We start from the raw sequence: 16178 nt of genomic DNA, 5'->3' as shown, positions 1-16178 counted from the left end.
ATCCTTCCGTAAAGAGCCCGACCCGTGCCGGACGAGAGGAAGCCGCCACTGCGGCTCCGCAGACGCTCCACGGCGACACCGCCCACCACCTTTCGGGATGGCAGGCCGGCCCGCCGCCAGAGCGAAGCGAGGGAAAGGGAAAGCGACAGCATGGGGACCTCGCGGTTCGGTGCCCCGCCCGCAGGACCCGGCACACCGCCCGGCACACCGCCCGGCTCACGACCGCGCGCGGCGCGCGCCGGGCCGCGGGCGGGTCAGCGGTCGGTGAGGGCGTAGATGGAAAGGCCGGCGGTGGTGCCGGTGGCCCACACCCGCCGCACCTGGCAGGGCGGCAGCGGCTGGAGGCCGGGGAGCGCAAGGACATCCACCGTGTCGGCATCGCCGCCGGCGACGGGGGTGATGCGGATGGTGGCGACGCCTTCGGCCACGTCCTCGGGCACGAACACCCACAGGGCTTTGGCATAGGTGGCAAGGTCGGCGCCGTCGGCGGGGGTGATGCGCACCAGTTGGCGCGCCGGCGACGACAGGGAGGCCGCGAACCCCTTCAGGGGATCGCGGGCGGGATCGTAGGGCATGGGGATCTCCGATGGAGGGCAAAGGCTGGAGCGCGGCCTCGGGTCCAGGCCCGCGCGGCGCTTGAGCGAAACCGTCTCGGCACCGGTCGAGACCGGGGCCGCTGGCCTCACGCCTCGGGCGCGGAACAGGTGAGCAAGTGGAGCGCGACGCGCACCGTGCCGCCGGTAAAGCTGCCGCCGTTGGCGGTGAGGCGCACGGGCGTCGCGGCATAGAAGGCGGTGGGACCGATGACGCCCACGTTGGTGGCGCCCGCCGCCGCGCCAAGGCTGCCGCCGAATTTGGAAGCTTCTCCGGAAATGCCGCAATCGTAAGAGGTTGCGCCGGTCACGGCGGCAAGCGTGCGGGTGGAGACGGCGAGCACGATGGCCCGGTCCGGGATGGCCATGGCCGTCTCCACGAAGGCGCCGGCCAGCGTCACATCCTCTTCCATCACCTGTCCCGCGATGGCGGCGCGATGGGCGCTCGCGGCGAAGGGCGAGACGAAGGCGTCACCATCGAACAGCCCGAGCCGCCCCTCGTCGCGGATGAAGGCGAGGAAGCCCTGGGCCACCGGCAGGAAATCGAACGCGCCCTGCTCATGGGCGGCGATGGAGCCCGCGTGCCCCGCGAAGGCGCCGGTGGCGCCGGCCGGCACGAACCAGCGCGCGCCCTCGGCGGGGACGGACGGCGGGGCGGTGGCGGTGGCACTTTCCAGCACCAGTTGCACCAAGGCATCGAGGCGGCGGATGGCCTCGTTATGGGTGACATGCTTCTGCGCCTGCGCCGCCGCGATATAGGGCAACGCGAGGTTGGCCGACTGGTCGGTCATGGGGGCCTCGGAGAGGGTTGGGGGAGAGGGGGCGAGAGCGCCGAGGCGGTGCTCAGGCCGCGCCGACGTGCCCCGGTCGACTGGAGCGCGAGCGGAAGGAGAGCCGGGGCCCAGCGCAGGAATCCGCCGCAGGCGCTTCTGAACCCGGCAGCGCTGGTATCGACTGCTGCGCAGGACCTTTGCGCTGGATCCCGGCTCGGTGCTCCGGCTGCGCCGTCGCTGGTCCGGGACACGAGCGGCGGGCTTGTTAAGGCACCACCACCGCCGTCACCGCCGCGCCCAGTCCGACGCTGGCGGAACGCTGGGCGACGCGCACGGTGAGGACGGCCTGCGGCACGCCGAAATCGGCCATCTCGTCGGCGGCCCCATAGAGCAGCTGCGGCGCGCCCACCTCGAAGGCGCGCACCACGCTGGCGCCGGAGAGGATTTCCACCCGATAGGCCTCGCTGGCCTCGCCCAGGGGCACCTCCAGCGCGTCCCATCCATCGCCCGCGAGGCGGGTGCGGCGGATGAAGGAGAGCGCCACGCCCTCCGCCGTGCGCCGTCCGCGCACATGCACCGGCGACAGCGGGCTCAAGGCGGTGCCGGTGGCGGTGGCGGTGACTTCGGTGACATCCTCCGCCCCCTGGTCGTCCCGCGCCGCGCCGACCCGGTAGATGGAGCCGCGCCCCAGCGCCGAGAGGCCGCTCGCGACGACCACCAAAGTGCCGTCGATACGCACCAGGCGCGTTCCCGCCGGCCAGCTTTCGGAGCCCGCCGCCTCGGTGCCGGCAAGGCCGCGCAGCAGGCCGGAGAGGCGATAGGTGTCGGTGTCGATCAGCTCGGCGCCGGTGAAGGCGATGACCTCCGGCGCCCGCCCCTCCGCCACCAGCGCGGAGAGGTTGGCGCCGCCCAGCACGGCGTGCGCGCTGGCCGGGACGAGCAGGGAGGATTGCAGCATCACATCGACGCTGTTCCAGTGGTCGAAGCGCCAGACCGGCCCCGGTGGAAGGTCGGAAATCAGCGTCCCCAGGGTCGCGGATGCGGTGACCGGCGCCACCACCTCGAAGCTCTCGCCATCCCCCGAGCGCCAGATGGCGAGCGTCCCCGGCCAGGGGGTCGCTGCGGCGGCAAGATATTGCAGCGGCGCGGGTTCCGCCTCCGACAATGCGGGCAGGTCCAGCACCAGCACATCCGGCGGGCCGGACACGGCGGGCAGCGCCACGCTGCCGCCCGACCCCTGCGCCAGCGCCGCGTCGAACACCTCCGGCTCGATGCTGCGGCCGGTGACCGCGAGGGCTTCCGCCTCCTCCACGCCGGTGATTTCGAGGAGCCGCGCGCGCCCGTCCATGGTGAGGCGCACGAGGTCGCCCGGCGTCAGCGCGCGCTGCGAGGGCGGCAGCGAGAAGGTGACGGTCTCGCGTCCCGCCCACAGGTCCTGAAGCCAGATATCGGCGGCCCGCGCCATGGCTGCATCGGAGGCGACGACGGCGAGGTCCGCATGGCTCACATGGCGGCTGCCGCCCTTGAGCCGGCGGGAGGAGACGGTGGCGCGGCGATAATCCTTCAGGCTGTCCACGAAGCCGATGGAGACCTGAAGCGGCAGCTCGCTTTCCTGCGCGCGGGTGGAGGACACGAGCGGGTCGTCCTCGCTGCGCACCAGGTCGTCGGCGCCGATCTCGGTCACCGGCCCGGCGCCATGGGAGCGGAAGGCGATGCGGCCCTCCGCCTCCCCGGCCTCGAAGCCGAAGGCGCGGGCCAGAGGTTCCAGCGCGTCGCGGCCGGCCATGGGCTGATCCACCACATAGCCATCCACCGCGCCGGAGAGGGCTGAGGCCTCCACATCGCCGACGCCGAAATCGGCGCAGAGCGTCGCCACCAGCCCGTCGAGGGGGGCGCCGCCGAGACGGCCGGTGAGCCAGTGGCCGGTGGCCCAGTTGGCGCCATCGGCCCACACCGTCTCCGCGAGGGGGAATTGCGGGAAGGGCCGCGCGTCCCAGGTCCACGCGAATGCCGCCTCCACCATGCGCCCGCCATAGAGGGGCGCGGGCGGATTGTCGGCCTCGTCCGCATCGGGGGCGAAGGCGCCGAGCACGGCTTCCAGGAAGCGGCGCTGGATCAGGTCATCCCGCGCGCCGGTGGAGAAGGGCGGCAGGGCGTTCTCGGAGGACTTGGCGTCGGGAAAGACGCTCGGCCGGTTGGCGCCCTTGTCCACGGCGGGGCAGCCCGTTTCCATCAGGCGGATGGGCTTGGCGCCGGGCGCGAACGCGGTGGGCGTGGCCAGACGCGTGCCGGCGACGCGCTCGTGATGGGCATTGGCCCACCAGGATTTCAGGTCCTTCTGGCGGTACAGCCAGGGCTCGCCATGGGCGCCGTCGGTGATGGAGGTGCGCGCCTGCGCGGCGCGGGCGGCCTCATCCGCATAGAACCAGTCGAACGCCTCGCCGGAGGTGAGGTTGGCCTTCAGATAGGCGCGGTCGTGGATGTCGCTGGCCAACGCTGCGTCGAGGTGGCCGGCGCCGTCGCGCCAGTCGGCCAGCGGCGGGTAGAAATCGATGCCGATGAAGTCCACCGCCGGGGCGCTCCACACCGCGTCCAGCGGGAAGCGCACATCGCCGTTGGCCATCACCTGCGCGCCATATTCGGTCCAGTCGGCGGCGTAGGAGACGCGGGTGCCGGCGCCCACCACCGCCTTCACATCGGCGGCGAGGGCGGCCAGCGCGACGGCGGCGGGACAGGCGCCGGTGTCGTCGGTGAGGCGGGTGAGCGCCACCATCTCCGAGCCGATGAGGATGGCCTCCACGCCCCCCGCCGCCACCGCGAGATGGGCATAGTGGAGCACCATGCGCCGCAGGCTCCATTCGGCCGGGCCGTGATAGAAAACCGCCGAACCGGAGCGGGTGAAATCGGTGGGCGCGGCGGTGCCGAACAGGGCCGCCACCTGCGTCCCGCACGCGGCGGTTCCGTCCACCGTTCCCGGCTGCCCCGGCGCCGGATCGCACACCATGCGCCCGCGCCAGGGATAGGCCGGCTGGGCGGCGGCGCCGGTCCAGGGATCGGGGCGGGTGTTGTCGGCGGGAATGTCCATCATCAGGAACGGGTTCAGCGTCACCTTCAGGCCGGCCTCGTTCAGCCGCGTGATGGCCCGCACCACGCTCTCGTCGGAGGGGGTGCCGCCATAGGCCGAACGGCCCTCGTACTGGGAGACCGCGAGGGCGCTGAACCGTGTCTCGCCGCTCACGATCCAGGCGACGGACGTCTCCTTGCCGGAGCGCTCGGTGCGCGGGCGCACGGTGCAGGCCCCCGCCCTCAGGTCGTCGCCGAACCAGGCGGCCACGAGGGACACCTGCTCCACGTTCGGGCAGGTGCCCATGAGCTGGTCGAGGGCCACCTCGAAATCGCTCGACGCGGTGCTGACATGGCGGTTCTCCCGCCCGTAGCGCGCCGGCCCGTGCAGCTGGCGGATGGTGCGCGTGTCATAGGCGAACTCGCCGGCGCCGGGGATCAGCGTCACCGCCCGCACCTGCCGTTCCAGCGCGCCCACCGCGCGCTCCACCTCCACCGTGATCTGGGGCAGGCGATTGCCGTAGTCGGTGAGGTCCAGGTTCTCGAACACCACATAAGCGACGCCGCGATAGGCCGGCGTGGCGGCCACCCCCTGGCGGGCCTCGATCAGGGGGTCCGGCGCCTGTGTCTCGTCGCCGAGATGGAGGCGCACGGTCAGGCGTCGGGTATCCAGCAGCTTGCCGTCGGCCCAGATCCGGCCGATGCGCGAGACCGGCCCCTCGCACACCGCCACGGCGAAATTGCCGTAGTAGGTGTAGGTCGTGGTGGTCGGCGCGGAAGAGGTCAGGCTGGAGCCCTTGCCGCCGGTGGACTGGGTGGCGGTGGTGGCCACCTCCTTCAGCTGCGTCGCCCAAACGACCTGCCCGGCAAGGCGGGCCCGGCCGTAGACGCGGGGCAGCGGCGTGCCCTCGGTGGAGCCCATCACGTCGAGGTCGGTGAGGCGGGGGCCCTGGGTGTTGCGCGAGCGGCTGCCGCCGAACAGCGCGCCATCGATCACCGAGCCGCCGAGGGCGCCCAGCGCCCGCCCGGCGATGGCGCCGACGGGCCCGAACAGCGCGCCGCCGACAAGGCTGCCGGCGGCGCCGAGAAGCAGGGTCGCCATGGGATATCCTAAAGGGTTTGGGAGGGGGGCACGAAACGGCCGGGGTGTCAGCGTGTGGACGTTCACGCGAAGATCGTCGCCGTGGGTGCGGAGGGCAGCTATCGTGTTCGTATGGTCCGACAGGAAAGCGAGATGGCACGCAAGTCGAAACCCAGCGAAGAAGATGTGCTCGATCGTGCGCAGGAGCTGATCTATGAGGCATGGGATGCGCGCACGGCCAAGCGCCGCATTGCGCTCGCCGAGAAGGCGCTGACCGTCAGCGCCCTCTGTGCGGATGCCTACGTGCTTCTGGCCGAGCACGCCGAAGTCGGCTCCGATGCGGCACTCGACCTGTGGCGCCGCGGAGAGGAAGCCGGGCGCGCCGCGCTCGGCGCGGCGGCCTTCAAGAAAGACGAGGGGGACTTCTGGGGCCTCCTCGAAACCCGCCCCTTCATGCGCGCGCTGTTCGGCCTCGCATGCACCGAGAAGGTGCGCGGCGACCATGCAGCGGCCATCGACCACCTGCGCGAGATGCTGCGGCTGAACCCGAATGACAACCAGGGCGCCCGCCACATCCTGGCCGCCGTCCTGTTGGAGGCGGGACGTGACGACGACCTCGCGGCGCTCTTCGAGACGTATCCCGAGGACAGCGCGGCCGCGTGGTCCTGGACGAGGCCGCTGGCGGCCTTCCGCCGGTCCGGCGACGACGCGCAGAACCGCAAGCTGCTGGCCAAGGCCATGGCAGAGAACCCCCACGTGCCGGCTTTCCTCACCGGCGAGAAGCCGATCCCCGCGCGCCTGTCGCCCTACTACACACCCGGCGACGCGAACGAAGCGATCGAATATGTCCTCGACTTCCGCTCGGGATGGGAGAAGACGCCCGGCGCCATCGACTGGCTGCGCGCCCATGCCTCCGCCCCGAAAAAAGCGCCGCGGCGCAAGCCCTCGGGCCGGTCGAGTCCTGAATAGCGCCACGCACGGGCAGCGCCCCTACCTCACCCCCGGAAAGGCGAAGGCGAAGGCGAGGCGGCGGCGCCACCAGGGCGCAAGGTGCCCCTCGCACACGCACGCCCCGTCATAGGCGTGGATCATGCGCCCGCCCTCGGCGAGGATGGCGGCGTGCTTGGCCGGAAGGTGCGCGCGGAAGCGAAACAGCAGCACGTCGCCGGGCTGCGCCGCTTCCACCGGCACGGCCGTAAGGCAGCGTCGCGCAGCCTCCGCCAGGGTCTCGCGGCGGCCGGCCTCGGCCCAATCCGGCGCGTAAGGCGGCATGGCCTCCGGCTCGGGGCCGATCAGCTCCCGCCACACCCCGCGCACGAGGCCGAGGCAATCCGCCCCCTGCCCCTTCAGCGAGGCGCGATGGAGGTAGGGCGTGCCGATCCAGCCGCGCGCCTCGGCGAGGACGGCGGCGCGGGTGAGGGACGCGGTCATTCCATGAGGCTCCCGTCGTATCCGCCCTCGCCGGGAATGGCGACGGAGATGACGAAATCGTTGCCGGGCATGTGGGGGAAGCCGCGGAAATTGAGTGCGTTCGAGAAGCGGTCGCGACAGGTCGCGAACTGCTTGTCGCACCCGGCGGTGAGCGCGATCCCGTCCCCCTCCGCCACCGCGAACGGCGGGCGCTGCCACAGGCGCAGCAACACCCCCTCGGCATCCACCAGATGCGCCTTCACCTCGGTGACGAAGCCCGCGTTGGCACCGCTCGAAAACCGCGCGCGACCCCGCGCGAAGGCCGCCTCCGCGAAGGCGGAAAGGCCGGTCACGCGCAGGCTCAGCGCGCCCGGGACCGCCGCCACAATGGCGCTCGCCGCATGGGCCGGGAGGGTGAGGTCCACGCCGCAGCGCCCGTCGCCCAGATCCGCATCGCAGGTCGAGGACAGCAGGCGCCCGCGGGTCTGGTTGAGGCCATCGGAGAGGCTGCGGATCTCGGCGGTGAAGACGCCATCTTGGGCGCGCACCTCGCCGATGGTGCCGCGCCTCAGGAGGAGGTGCTGGCCGGGGTCCTGCCAGTTCACCAGCAGCAGGTCGACGGACGCGCCGTCATAGAGGCCGGCGGCGAGATCATCCTCCGACAGCGCATCGTGGGACAGCGCGCCGGAGACCTCCGCGCCGGTCACCGCGAGGCCGGCGGCGTGGGTGCTCTGCGAGCCGGAAATGCCCGATGCCGCCTTGCAGGCGAGCCCGTCGACCACGAGGTCGCGATCATGATCGGTGAAGCCGGTGACGAGGCCGTCGCGCCGGGTCACGCGCCAGGCATGGCACAAGGTGGTCGCGCCCGATGCGAGATGGGCCGCGAGGGCGGAAGGAAGGGTGCGCATCTGGCCTCACACGCGGATCTCGATGACGGGGATGCGCGGGATGTCGCCCGCGGCGAAGGCGGTGAGATTCACCTCGAGGAAATCGGTGTCGAAACGCACCGGGACATCGAAGGTGAAGCCGGCCGACACGAGGGCCGACGATGCTGGGACGGCGGCCGCGGCGAAGGTGATCTCGCCGCGCGTCGCGTCCAGAAAAAAGTGCGTGCCTTCAATGCGTTCGACCCCGTTCACGGCAACGCGCACGCTGCCCGCAACGGGCTTGGTGACGGCCCGCGCATAGGGCGCGTGGAGGCCGCCGTAGGTCTTCGTCAGCGCGAAGGTTGCGCGCGTGCCGTCGCCGGCCCCGATCACCTGGTCGAGGGGCGTCACGGCGTGCCCCGGCGGGGCCGAGGAGTGGTCGAGCCGGTCGCGCCAGCGGAAGCCGTAGAGACGCCCGCGACGCTCCTCGAAAAACGTCACCACATCGGCGAGCGCGGCGAGGCTCTTCACCCCGTATCCGGCGTCCCAGCGCCGACGCGAATCAGCCTGTCGCGTGTTGCGTTCCTCGCGTCCGGACGCGGTCGTCACCACTTCCGTGACGCGCTCGGGACCGCCCGAAGCGCCCAATGCGACCTCCAGCGGGAACAAAATCTCATGGAAGGCGGCCATATGATGCCCCTATTCCCCAATTCTTAGGCGAAAACAGTAGAGATGGCCTTGACATAGTTGAACGTGACGCCTTGACTTTGCCCCGCCCCGTTGAGCATGGAGCGAAAGCATGGCCCCCAAGCCCGCAAAAAAACCGGCCGCCGCCGCCGAGAAACCCGCCGAAAAGGCACTCGTCCCGAAGGCTGCGGCGAAGGCCGCTCCCAAGGCGGCGGTCGCCAAAAGCACAGCACCCAAGACCGCAGCGACTTCCCCAGCGACTGCCGCAGCGACCCCGAAGGCCGCCGCAGCGAAGGCCCCCGCGAAAGCCGCGGCGCCCAAACCGGCTGCTGCCCCCAAGGCCGCTGCCCCCAAGGCGGCAGCCAAGCCCGCCGCCGCAAAGAAGGCCGCAGCTGAAAAGCCTGCCGCTGAAAAGACCGCGCCGAAGGCCGTGGCGGCCAAGTCGCCGGCACCGAAGGCTGCATCTGCCAAGCCCGCCGCCGCGAAGCCGGCCAAGGCTGCAGCCAAGCCCGCTGCAGCTAAGCCCGCCGAGGTGAAAGCCCCCGCGAAGGCTGCCGCAGCCAAGCCCGCTGCCAAGAAGGCTGCCGCTCCCAAGGCTGCTGCCCCCAAGGCCGAGCCCGCGCCAGAAGCCAAGGCCGCACCGGCCAAGCCTGCGGCCGCCAAACCTGCTGCCGCCAAGGCTGCTGCCCCCAAGGCCGCCGCTCCGAAGGCCGCCGCCCCGAAGGCCGCTGCGAAGCCGGCCGCCAAGAAAGCTGCTGCCCCCAAGGCTGCTGCTCCCAAGGCTGCTGCTCCCGCCCCGGCTGCTCCGAAGCCTGCCGCTGCAAAGGCCGCCGCTCCGAAGACTGCTGCAAAGGCCCCCAAGGCCGCCGCCAAGAAGTGAGGTTCGCTTCCCCGATGGCTGGCACTCGGCCCTGTGCTGTGGTGTCCCATCGGAGCGAAACAGGCCTGTCGCCCACGGGCGGCGGTTGAACAGGGCCCGCATCCGGATCGGCGGAACGGATGCGGCCTGTGCTTGCGTTCTTAAAAGACCGGCTGTTCTTTCTCACGGGCTGTTCCTTCTCACGGTCCGTCGTCATCGCACCTCTTCAGGCTCCGGTTGTCGGCCCGCACCGGCGTCGCGGCGATCCCCGTCAGGTCGTGCGGCGCAGAAGGCTCTGAGCCTGGTATCGCATCGGCGCCTAAGGCGTGCATGCGCTGAGGTGCACCATTCGTCGACGTGCCCTCCAAGACACGCCTTCCAAGACGTGCCCTCCAAGACACACGCCCTCGAAACCGCACCGTCCTGAGGTGCATGCCGGGACCGATCATCGCCCCGCGTCCTTCGCCCGCCATCAAGCGGCCGGAACGCGCCGCGCGGTCCCCGTTTCCCGGTGCTGTTTTTCCAATGCCGACCTGGCGTTGAGGCATGCGCACCGTCGAACCGGGGGATTTTCCCACAGCTGCGGGCGCGCTATGGTCCGCCCGTCCCGCCTCAAGCGGCGGGAGCAATCCGGACCCGCCCCATGCCTGATGCAGCATCGCTCCCGCCCTGCCCCGCGCCGCGCCCGGCGCGTCTGGCGCGCCATGGAGGACACCCATTGCGGCGTGCCGGAGCGTTGGGCGCCGGCCTCGCCACGCTCCTTCTGGCGAGTGGCGCGCACGCCCAGTCGGCGGCCGCGAAGAAAGAGGATACCAGCTGCGCCCAGTACGGCGCCGGCTTTCAGAAGGTGCCGGGCGGCACGTCCTGCGTGCGCACGGGCGCGACGGTGCGGGCGGACGGCTTCAGCGGCTCCGCCCTCACCGGCGCGCCGAACCAGTTCGGCGGCACCCCCTCCGGCAGCGGCACCGCCGCCGCCAGCGACCCGTGGAAGAGCACGCGTTGAAACCCGGCGCTCACGCCCCGCGCTGGCCGCGCGCCACCGCCCGCGCCACCAGGCCCGACAGATAGGCCTCGGAGCGGCGGAAGCCGGCCACATCCGGGGTGGAGACATTCACCGTCACCGCCGCCCGTCCCGCCCCTTCCGCCGAGCGCACGCCCAGCTTGCCATCGGCGCCCCGCGCCAGCGGCAAAATAGCCTCCGCGCCCTTCTCGCCCATGAGGCCGAGGCTGGAGCCGCCGAGGGGAAAATAGGTGGGCGCCGCCACCACGCCGCCGCGCGCGAACGGCATCACCCGCCCGTCCGAGATCACCCCGCCCTGGGCAAATCCGAGCCCGCCGGCCGCCCCCGAGAACAGCGAGGACAGCCCACTCTCCAGGGGCTTGAGGGCCGCCGTGAGGGCGAGGTTGGAGAGCCGCGTGGCGAGCTGTTCCAGCACGCTGCCGAGGTCCTTGCCCTGCACGGCGATGCCGGTGAAGGCGGAGGCCAGCGCCGAGGCGAAGCCCTTGGCGGACACCTCCACCTCCCCCAGTGCCGCCTTGGCGGTGCGGGTGTCCACTTCGATGGCGATGTCGACGGTTTCGGTCATGGGTCGGCCTCAGGACAGATCGGGGAAGCGCGTCATCAGCGCGGAAAGATCGGGTCGCGACAGGCGCTCCGGCGCGGGCGGCAGGAGCGCTGAAACGGCGGCGGCCAGCTCGCGCGGCGTCATGCGCCAGAAGGCATCGGGGCTCAGCCGCAGCAGGCCGAAGCCGGCGCCCATGGCCGCCGCCCAGGGAAAGGGACGGGCGGCGAAGGGTTCCGGCCTCAGGCCCGCTGCGGCGACGGAGGGGACGCCGGCGCCTCCGCCGCCCCGTCGGCGGCAAAGGTGATGGCAAGAAGATCCGCGACGATGCGCGCAAAGCCCGCCGCCCCGCCGTCGGCGCGCATGCGCTCCACCTCGGCGAGGGTCACGCTCTCGCCCGCGCCGTTGAGGCCGGCTTTGATGATGCACGCCGCGTCGCGGGCCGACAGGCGGCCGGTCTCGAAGCGCGCGGCCAGCGCCATGAGGTCGTCGGCGCCGAAGGCGCTCTCCAGCTCCGCGAGGGCACCGAGGGTGAGCACCAGGACGCACGGGCGTCCATCGAGCACGGCCGCGATCTCGCCGCGTCGGGCATTGGGCATGGGATGTCCTTTCGGGGCCGGCGTCAAAGCGCGGCGAAGGCGAGTTCCCCGGCGCTTTCCAGCGTCAGGTCGAAGGTCACCTCGCGGTCGTGCTCGGCGGCGATCTCCAGCGCGGTGATCTGGAACGGCCCGGTGACGGTGCCGAAATCCGGGATCACTACCTGGCAGGAGGCCAGCACGCCGGAGAAGAAGGTCTGCCGCACCAGCGCGTCGGAAGCGGCATCCTTGAACACGCCGGAGCCGGAGACCGACGCCCGCTTCACCCCCGCCCCGTCCAGCAGCTCGCGCCAGCGCCCGGCGCTGTCGGAATGGGTCACGTCCACGCTCTGGGCGTTGAAGGCCAGCGTGCGCGAGCGCAGGCCCGCCACCGTGGTGAACTGGGTTCCGTCATGCATCTTGAGGAGCAGGTCCTTGCCCTTCTGCGCGGCCATCTCGATCTCCGAAAATTCACGTCCCAAAACTCAAAGGGGCTCGGTGACGGCGCGGAACCGCACCAGAGCGTGGAAGGTGCGCCCATCGCTGTCGCGGCGGACCTCGGCGGTGGTGGCGCGCAGATTGGCGAGCCGATGGCCGGCGAGCGCCAGCGGCGCATCGTGCAGCGCCTGGGCGACCGCTTCCGCCACCGCATAGGCCTCCGCCCGCCCGCCGGAGCGGGAGAAGACGTGCAGCGTCAGCGCATGCTCGGTGCCGGCCTCGGTGGCGGTGGACCAGTCGGCCACCACCGCCTCCCCGAGCGCCACGAAGGGGAAGTCGGCCTCCGCCGGCGGCACGTCATGGATGCGCGGGCCGCCCAGCAGCGCGGTGAGCGCCCCATCGGCGACGAGGGCCCCGTGGAGCGCCGCCCGCAGGGCCAGCGCCGGGCTGTCGAGGGGCACGCTCACGGGCGCCTCCGGGCGAAGGCGAGGCGGATGCGGTCGAGCACCGGATCGCCCGGCCGCCCCAGCCCGCCCCGGATGCGCGCCAGCAGCGCGGGATCGGCAACCCGCACCACCGGCCGCAACGGCGATCCGGCGATGGTGGCGGGGGCGCCGGTCTCGGCGGTGATCTCGGCGGCCAGTTCCCGCGCGGCGCGGGCAGCGGCTTCCGCCTGGGCCGCGGGCAGATGGCGGGCGGCGAGGCGCTGGGCCAGCCCCTGGAACCCCAGGCCCTGGAGGCCGCTGGTGCCGATGGTCGCCTTCATGTCTCTTCCTCGCGGCAGCGGATGTGGTGGAAGCGGCCGCGCCCGTCCGCGTCCACCACCGCCTCCACATGGAAGCGGCGGCCGGCATGGAGCAGGCGGTCGCCAGCGGCGACGGTGTTGGGCGCGCGCACGGTGAGGCGCAGCAGGCGGCTCGCCCGCGCACGCTCCTCAGCGAGGCCGTAGTCGGTGGAGAGGGCTTCGATGGCGCCCCACAGCACATCCACGGTGAGGAAGGTGCGGGCGATGCCGCCGGCCCCGTCGGGCAGGTCCACGGCGGTCTGGTGCGTCAGGCGGTGACGCAGGCCCCCGACGCTCACAGCCGCACCACGCGATAGGGCGCCATCAGCGCCCGCGCGGCGGCGGGCAGCGCGGTGGCCTCGCCCGGCCCGTCGCGATGCTCATAGAAGTGCGCCACCAGCAGGCGCACCACCTGCACCAGATCCGCCGGCACGTCAGCCGCATCGGGGCCATAGCCGGCGGTGAAGGTGATGATGATGCCGCCATGGCGCACCAGCGGCGCGCTCACCCGCCCCGGCTCCACGCGGAACAGGGCGGGGGCGCGATCGCCCACCAGCGCCAGCGCGCCGGCGGGCAGCGCCACGGGTGTCCCGTCCGCCGCCGCGACGGTGGCGCTGAGGATCTGCCGCACCGGCGACACGGGGGCGGGGATGATGCCGCGCAGGGGCCAGGCATCGAGGCTGAAGCGCCAGGTCTGCTCCATCAGCGCGCGGCCGGTCTCCACCTCCACCCGGCGCCGGGCGGCGGTGACGAGGGCGTCGAGGAGGGCATCCTCGTCCGTGTGGTCGATGCGCAGATAGGCCTTCGCCTCGGCGCGCGTGAGCGGCTCGGCGGCGGGGCCGGCGACAAGGTCTGCCATGGGGGGCTCCGGTGGATGTTTGGGGGCGGCGGTCGAAGATGGAAACAGCGATCCCCGCCCGCGCGATGCGCTCCCTCTCCCGCCTGCGGGGGAGGGCTGGGGAGGGGGCAGCCCGGCGGGGCCAAGAGCCGGCGGGAGACACGGCGAAATCAGGCGGTACACCCCCCGCCGCCGGAAGCCACCACGCGAAAAACCGCACACGGCCAAGCCCAAGACACGATGTCGGCGGCGCTGTGACAGAACGGCATCGCCTCGCGGGGAAAGGAAATTCCCAGCCCCGCCCGCCATTGACGCACCGTCCGGCGGGCGGCAGAAACGGGGGATGATCGCCGTTCGCCTTCCCGTCCTCGCGCTCGTCGCGGCTCTTCTTGCTCCAGGCGCGGCGCAGGCCATCATGGGCGGCACGCCGGCGGCGGCGGAGGTGGCGGCGCAGACGGTGCTCATCGTCTCCACCCGCGGCGCCTCCTGCACCGGCGCGGTGCTGGCCCCCGATCTGGTGCTCACCGCCGCCCATTGCGTGGCGCCGGCGTCGGACTATGCGGTGGCCATCATCGGCGACGGGCCGCCGAAGCTGGTGCCGGCGAAGCGCATCGCCGTGCATCCGCGCTTCGATGCCGGCCAGCTCGAGACCCGCCGGCCGACCCCGGACCTCGCCCTCGTGAAGCTCGCCGAGCCTTTGCCTGCGCGCTTCCGCACCGCCCGGCTGGCGGACGCCGATGGCCTGCCCGAAAACGGCACCGCCTTCCTGATCGCCGGCTATGGCGTCGTCGCCAACGGCCAGGGCAAGAGCGCCGGCACGCTGCGCGCGGTGGCGCTGCCCTCCATCGGCATCACGGGCGGCATCATGGTGCGGCTCTCCGCACCGGGGGGCGCGGCCGGCGCCTGCACCGGCGACAGTGGCGGCCCCGCCTTCCGCGACGGGGCGGTGGCGGGCGTCACCGGCTGGGCCACCGGGCCGGGGGGCAGCCGTGGTTGCGGCGGCGTCACCGGCGTGACCTTGGTGTCGCTCCATCGCGACTGGATCGAGGCCACGGCGAAGAGCCTCGGCAGCCCGCTCGGCAGCGGGAGATAGGGATGGCGCCGGCCGCATCGCCCCGTTGCAGGCGCGCCGGCCGGATCCTCGCTGTCGCCGTCGTCGCCCTTCTGGGCGCCGGGCCGGCTTTCAGCCAGACCGCGGGTGAAGCCGCGCCGGACACGCCGGCGGCCCCTCCCGCAAGTCCCGCACGCGGCGAAACCGTGGACCAGGCCATCTGTCGTCTCATCGATGCGGCGGCGGCGAAAGAGGGCCTGCCGGCCGCCTTCCTCACCCGCCTCATCTGGCGCGAAAGCTCGTTCCGCCCCCATGTGGTGAGCCACAAGGGGGCCCAGGGCATCGCCCAGTTCATGCCGGGCACGGCCAAGGAACGCGGGCTCGAAAATCCATTCGATCCGGAGGCGGCGATCCCGGCCTCCGCGGCGCTGCTCGCCGACCTCAACCGCCGCTTCGGCAATCTGGGTCTGGCGGCGGCGGCCTATAATGCCGGTCCCGGCCGCGTCTCCGGCTTCCTCAACGGCGGCGGCCTGCCGGAGGAGACGCGCACCTATGTGCGCCTCATCACCGGGCGCCCGGCGGAGGAGTGGGCCGCGCTGCGGCGGCAGGAAACTGAGAAGGCGGCGGACAAAGGCGCGGACAAGGCGAGCGAAGCCCCGGCCCTCCCGCAGGAGGCCTGCCTTGCCACCGTGGCCGCCCTGCGCAAGGGCGCGCCGGCACCGCTGGCGGGCGAGCCGGCCAACCCGCTGTTCGCCCCCTGGGGGGTGCAGATCTCCGGCAATTATGCGCGCGACATCGCGCTTGCCTCCTTCCGCCGGGAGGCGACCCGGCATCCCGCAGTGTTCGCAGACCTGACCCCGGTGATCGTGGCGACGCGGGTGGGCGGGCGCGGCCCACGCACCTTCTATCGCGTGCGCCTCCCGGCCCAGACCAAGGCCGAGGGCATGAAAATCTGCGACCGCCTGCGCAAGGCCGGCGGCGCCTGCCTGGTACTGCCGAACTGAGGGGGTGCGCGGGGGACCCGACGGCAGGACCGCCCTCGCCCCGGTCGCAACGCGGCGCCTCCCCGCACGCGGGGGAGGGTTCAAGAGCGGCGCGGAATGACAAACCACACTCTCCACTGGCCCCAACGCGGCCCCCTCTCCCACCTGCGGGGGAGGGTTGGGGTGGGGGTAGGAACGGCGGGGGCAGAAGACCAGCGGCGGGAAGGCGGAAACGCCCTGCCCCCACCCTGCCCTCCCCCGCACGCGGGAGAGGGTTCGGCCGCCGCGCGGAATGACAAACCTCCCTTCTCCACCGGTCGCGGTCCGCCCCCTCTCCCGCGTGCGGGGGAGGGTGGGGGTAGGAACGGTGGGGGCAGGAACGGCGGGGGCAGAAGACCAGCAGCGGGAAGGCGGAAACCGTCCGCCCCCACCCTGCCCTCCCCCGCAAGCGGGAGAGGGTTCTCCAGCGGCGCGGGAGGACAACCCCCTTCTCCACCGATCGCGGTCCGCCCCCTCTCCCACGTGCGGGGCAGGGTTGGGGAGGGGGCAGGAACGGCGGGGGCAGAAGACCAGCAGCGGGAAGGCGGAAACCGTCCGCCCCCTCCCTGCCCTCCC

Annotated in this window: 19 protein-coding genes; 5 read left to right on the top strand and 14 right to left on the bottom strand. The window is 72.5% G+C overall.

Annotated features, from left to right (window positions below; genetic code table 11):
- Nucleotides 1-254: 254 nt before the first annotated feature.
- The 3 genes from V5F48_RS11520 to V5F48_RS11510 all read right to left on the bottom strand — a co-directional run bounded on the left by V5F48_RS11520 (nucleotide 255) and on the right by V5F48_RS11510 (nucleotide 5531).
- Nucleotides 255-575: a spike base protein, RCAP_Rcc01079 family gene (locus tag V5F48_RS11520; protein WP_394258834.1), complete on the bottom strand. Its 321-nt coding sequence runs from the start codon at nucleotides 573-575 to the stop codon at nucleotides 255-257.
- Nucleotides 576-682: 107 nt separating this feature from the next.
- On the bottom strand, nucleotides 683-1384 hold the full coding sequence (locus tag V5F48_RS11515; protein ID WP_394258833.1) for a DUF2793 domain-containing protein: 702 nt from the start codon (nucleotides 1382-1384) through the stop codon (nucleotides 683-685).
- Between the two features lie 247 nt (nucleotides 1385-1631).
- Nucleotides 1632-5531 (bottom strand): baseplate multidomain protein megatron, encoded by a 3900-nt coding sequence (locus tag V5F48_RS11510; protein ID WP_394258832.1) that lies wholly within the window; start codon nucleotides 5529-5531, stop codon nucleotides 1632-1634.
- Nucleotides 5532-5663: 132 nt separating this feature from the next.
- On the opposite strand from V5F48_RS11510, the gene V5F48_RS11505 reads away from it, so the two are divergent.
- Nucleotides 5664-6479, top strand: a complete 816-nt coding sequence (locus tag V5F48_RS11505; RefSeq protein ID WP_394258831.1) for a hypothetical protein — start codon at nucleotides 5664-5666, stop codon at nucleotides 6477-6479.
- A 21-nt stretch (nucleotides 6480-6500) separates the two neighbouring features.
- On the opposite strand, the gene V5F48_RS11500 is transcribed toward V5F48_RS11505, so the two are convergent.
- The 3 genes from V5F48_RS11500 to V5F48_RS11490 are packed head-to-tail and all read right to left on the bottom strand — an operon-like array spanning nucleotide 6501 to nucleotide 8476.
- Complete coding sequence (locus V5F48_RS11500) at nucleotides 6501-6941, bottom strand: NlpC/P60 family protein (protein WP_394258830.1); 441 nt, start codon at nucleotides 6939-6941, stop codon at nucleotides 6501-6503.
- Entirely contained in the window at nucleotides 6938-7828 is an 891-nt protein-coding gene (locus tag V5F48_RS11495; protein WP_394258829.1) for a DUF2163 domain-containing protein, read from the bottom strand. Before V5F48_RS11495 ends, V5F48_RS11500 begins: the two co-directional genes overlap by 4 nt.
- Nucleotides 7829-7834: 6 nt before the next feature.
- Nucleotides 7835-8476: a phage distal tail protein, Rcc01695 family gene (locus V5F48_RS11490; RefSeq protein WP_394258828.1), complete on the bottom strand. Its 642-nt coding sequence runs from the start codon at nucleotides 8474-8476 to the stop codon at nucleotides 7835-7837.
- A gap of 109 nt (nucleotides 8477-8585) precedes the next feature.
- On the opposite strand from V5F48_RS11490, the gene V5F48_RS11485 reads away from it, so the two are divergent.
- Entirely contained in the window at nucleotides 8586-9353 is a 768-nt protein-coding gene (locus V5F48_RS11485) for a hypothetical protein (RefSeq protein ID WP_394258827.1), read from the top strand.
- Nucleotides 9354-10050: 697 nt separating this feature from the next.
- Entirely contained in the window at nucleotides 10051-10335 is a 285-nt protein-coding gene (locus V5F48_RS11480; RefSeq protein ID WP_394258826.1) for a hypothetical protein, read from the top strand.
- 10 nt (nucleotides 10336-10345) lie between these two features.
- On the opposite strand, the gene V5F48_RS11475 is transcribed toward V5F48_RS11480, so the two are convergent.
- From V5F48_RS11475 to V5F48_RS11440, 8 genes are read right to left on the bottom strand one after another with little or no spacing between them, the layout of a single operon-like run.
- Nucleotides 10346-10918 (bottom strand): phage tail tape measure protein, encoded by a 573-nt coding sequence (locus tag V5F48_RS11475; protein WP_394107826.1) that lies wholly within the window; start codon nucleotides 10916-10918, stop codon nucleotides 10346-10348.
- Between the two features lie 9 nt (nucleotides 10919-10927).
- Nucleotides 10928-11140 carry a rcc01693 family protein gene (locus V5F48_RS11470; protein ID WP_394107963.1) on the bottom strand — a complete coding sequence of 71 codons (213 nt, stop codon included), beginning with the start codon at nucleotides 11138-11140 and terminating at the stop codon, nucleotides 10928-10930.
- Nucleotides 11137-11493: a gene transfer agent family protein gene (locus V5F48_RS11465; protein WP_394258825.1), complete on the bottom strand. Its 357-nt coding sequence runs from the start codon at nucleotides 11491-11493 to the stop codon at nucleotides 11137-11139. Before V5F48_RS11465 ends, V5F48_RS11470 begins: the two co-directional genes overlap by 4 nt.
- A gap of 23 nt (nucleotides 11494-11516) precedes the next feature.
- Nucleotides 11517-11924, bottom strand: a complete 408-nt coding sequence (locus tag V5F48_RS11460) for a phage major tail protein, TP901-1 family (protein WP_394107828.1) — start codon at nucleotides 11922-11924, stop codon at nucleotides 11517-11519.
- Between the two features lie 30 nt (nucleotides 11925-11954).
- Nucleotides 11955-12374 (bottom strand): DUF3168 domain-containing protein, encoded by a 420-nt coding sequence (locus tag V5F48_RS11455; protein WP_394258824.1) that lies wholly within the window; start codon nucleotides 12372-12374, stop codon nucleotides 11955-11957.
- A complete protein-coding gene (locus V5F48_RS11450; protein WP_394258823.1) occupies nucleotides 12371-12673 on the bottom strand; it encodes a hypothetical protein in 303 nt (100 codons plus the stop codon). The genes V5F48_RS11455 and V5F48_RS11450 overlap by 4 nt, the downstream gene beginning before the upstream one ends.
- Nucleotides 12670-12990 carry a head-tail adaptor protein gene (locus V5F48_RS11445; RefSeq protein WP_394258822.1) on the bottom strand — a complete coding sequence of 107 codons (321 nt, stop codon included), beginning with the start codon at nucleotides 12988-12990 and terminating at the stop codon, nucleotides 12670-12672. Before V5F48_RS11445 ends, V5F48_RS11450 begins: the two co-directional genes overlap by 4 nt.
- Nucleotides 12987-13550 (bottom strand): head-tail connector protein, encoded by a 564-nt coding sequence (locus V5F48_RS11440; protein WP_394258821.1) that lies wholly within the window; start codon nucleotides 13548-13550, stop codon nucleotides 12987-12989. The genes V5F48_RS11445 and V5F48_RS11440 overlap by 4 nt, the downstream gene beginning before the upstream one ends.
- 322 nt (nucleotides 13551-13872) lie before the next feature.
- On the opposite strand from V5F48_RS11440, the gene V5F48_RS11435 reads away from it, so the two are divergent.
- Together V5F48_RS11435 and V5F48_RS11430 are read left to right on the top strand one after the other, a co-directional pair.
- Entirely contained in the window at nucleotides 13873-14622 is a 750-nt protein-coding gene (locus V5F48_RS11435) for a S1 family peptidase (RefSeq protein ID WP_394107833.1), read from the top strand.
- Between the two features lie 2 nt (nucleotides 14623-14624).
- Entirely contained in the window at nucleotides 14625-15584 is a 960-nt protein-coding gene (locus V5F48_RS11430; protein ID WP_394258820.1) for a lytic transglycosylase domain-containing protein, read from the top strand.
- The last annotated feature ends 594 nt before the right edge of the window (nucleotides 15585-16178 follow it).

This window comes from Xanthobacter autotrophicus ATCC 700552, from assembly GCF_043194565.1.
Classification (GTDB): domain Bacteria; phylum Pseudomonadota; class Alphaproteobacteria; order Rhizobiales; family Xanthobacteraceae; genus Xanthobacter; species Xanthobacter autotrophicus_F.
The sequence above is the reverse complement of the archived record's forward strand: the minus strand, read 5'-3'. Positions and strand labels throughout refer to the sequence as shown.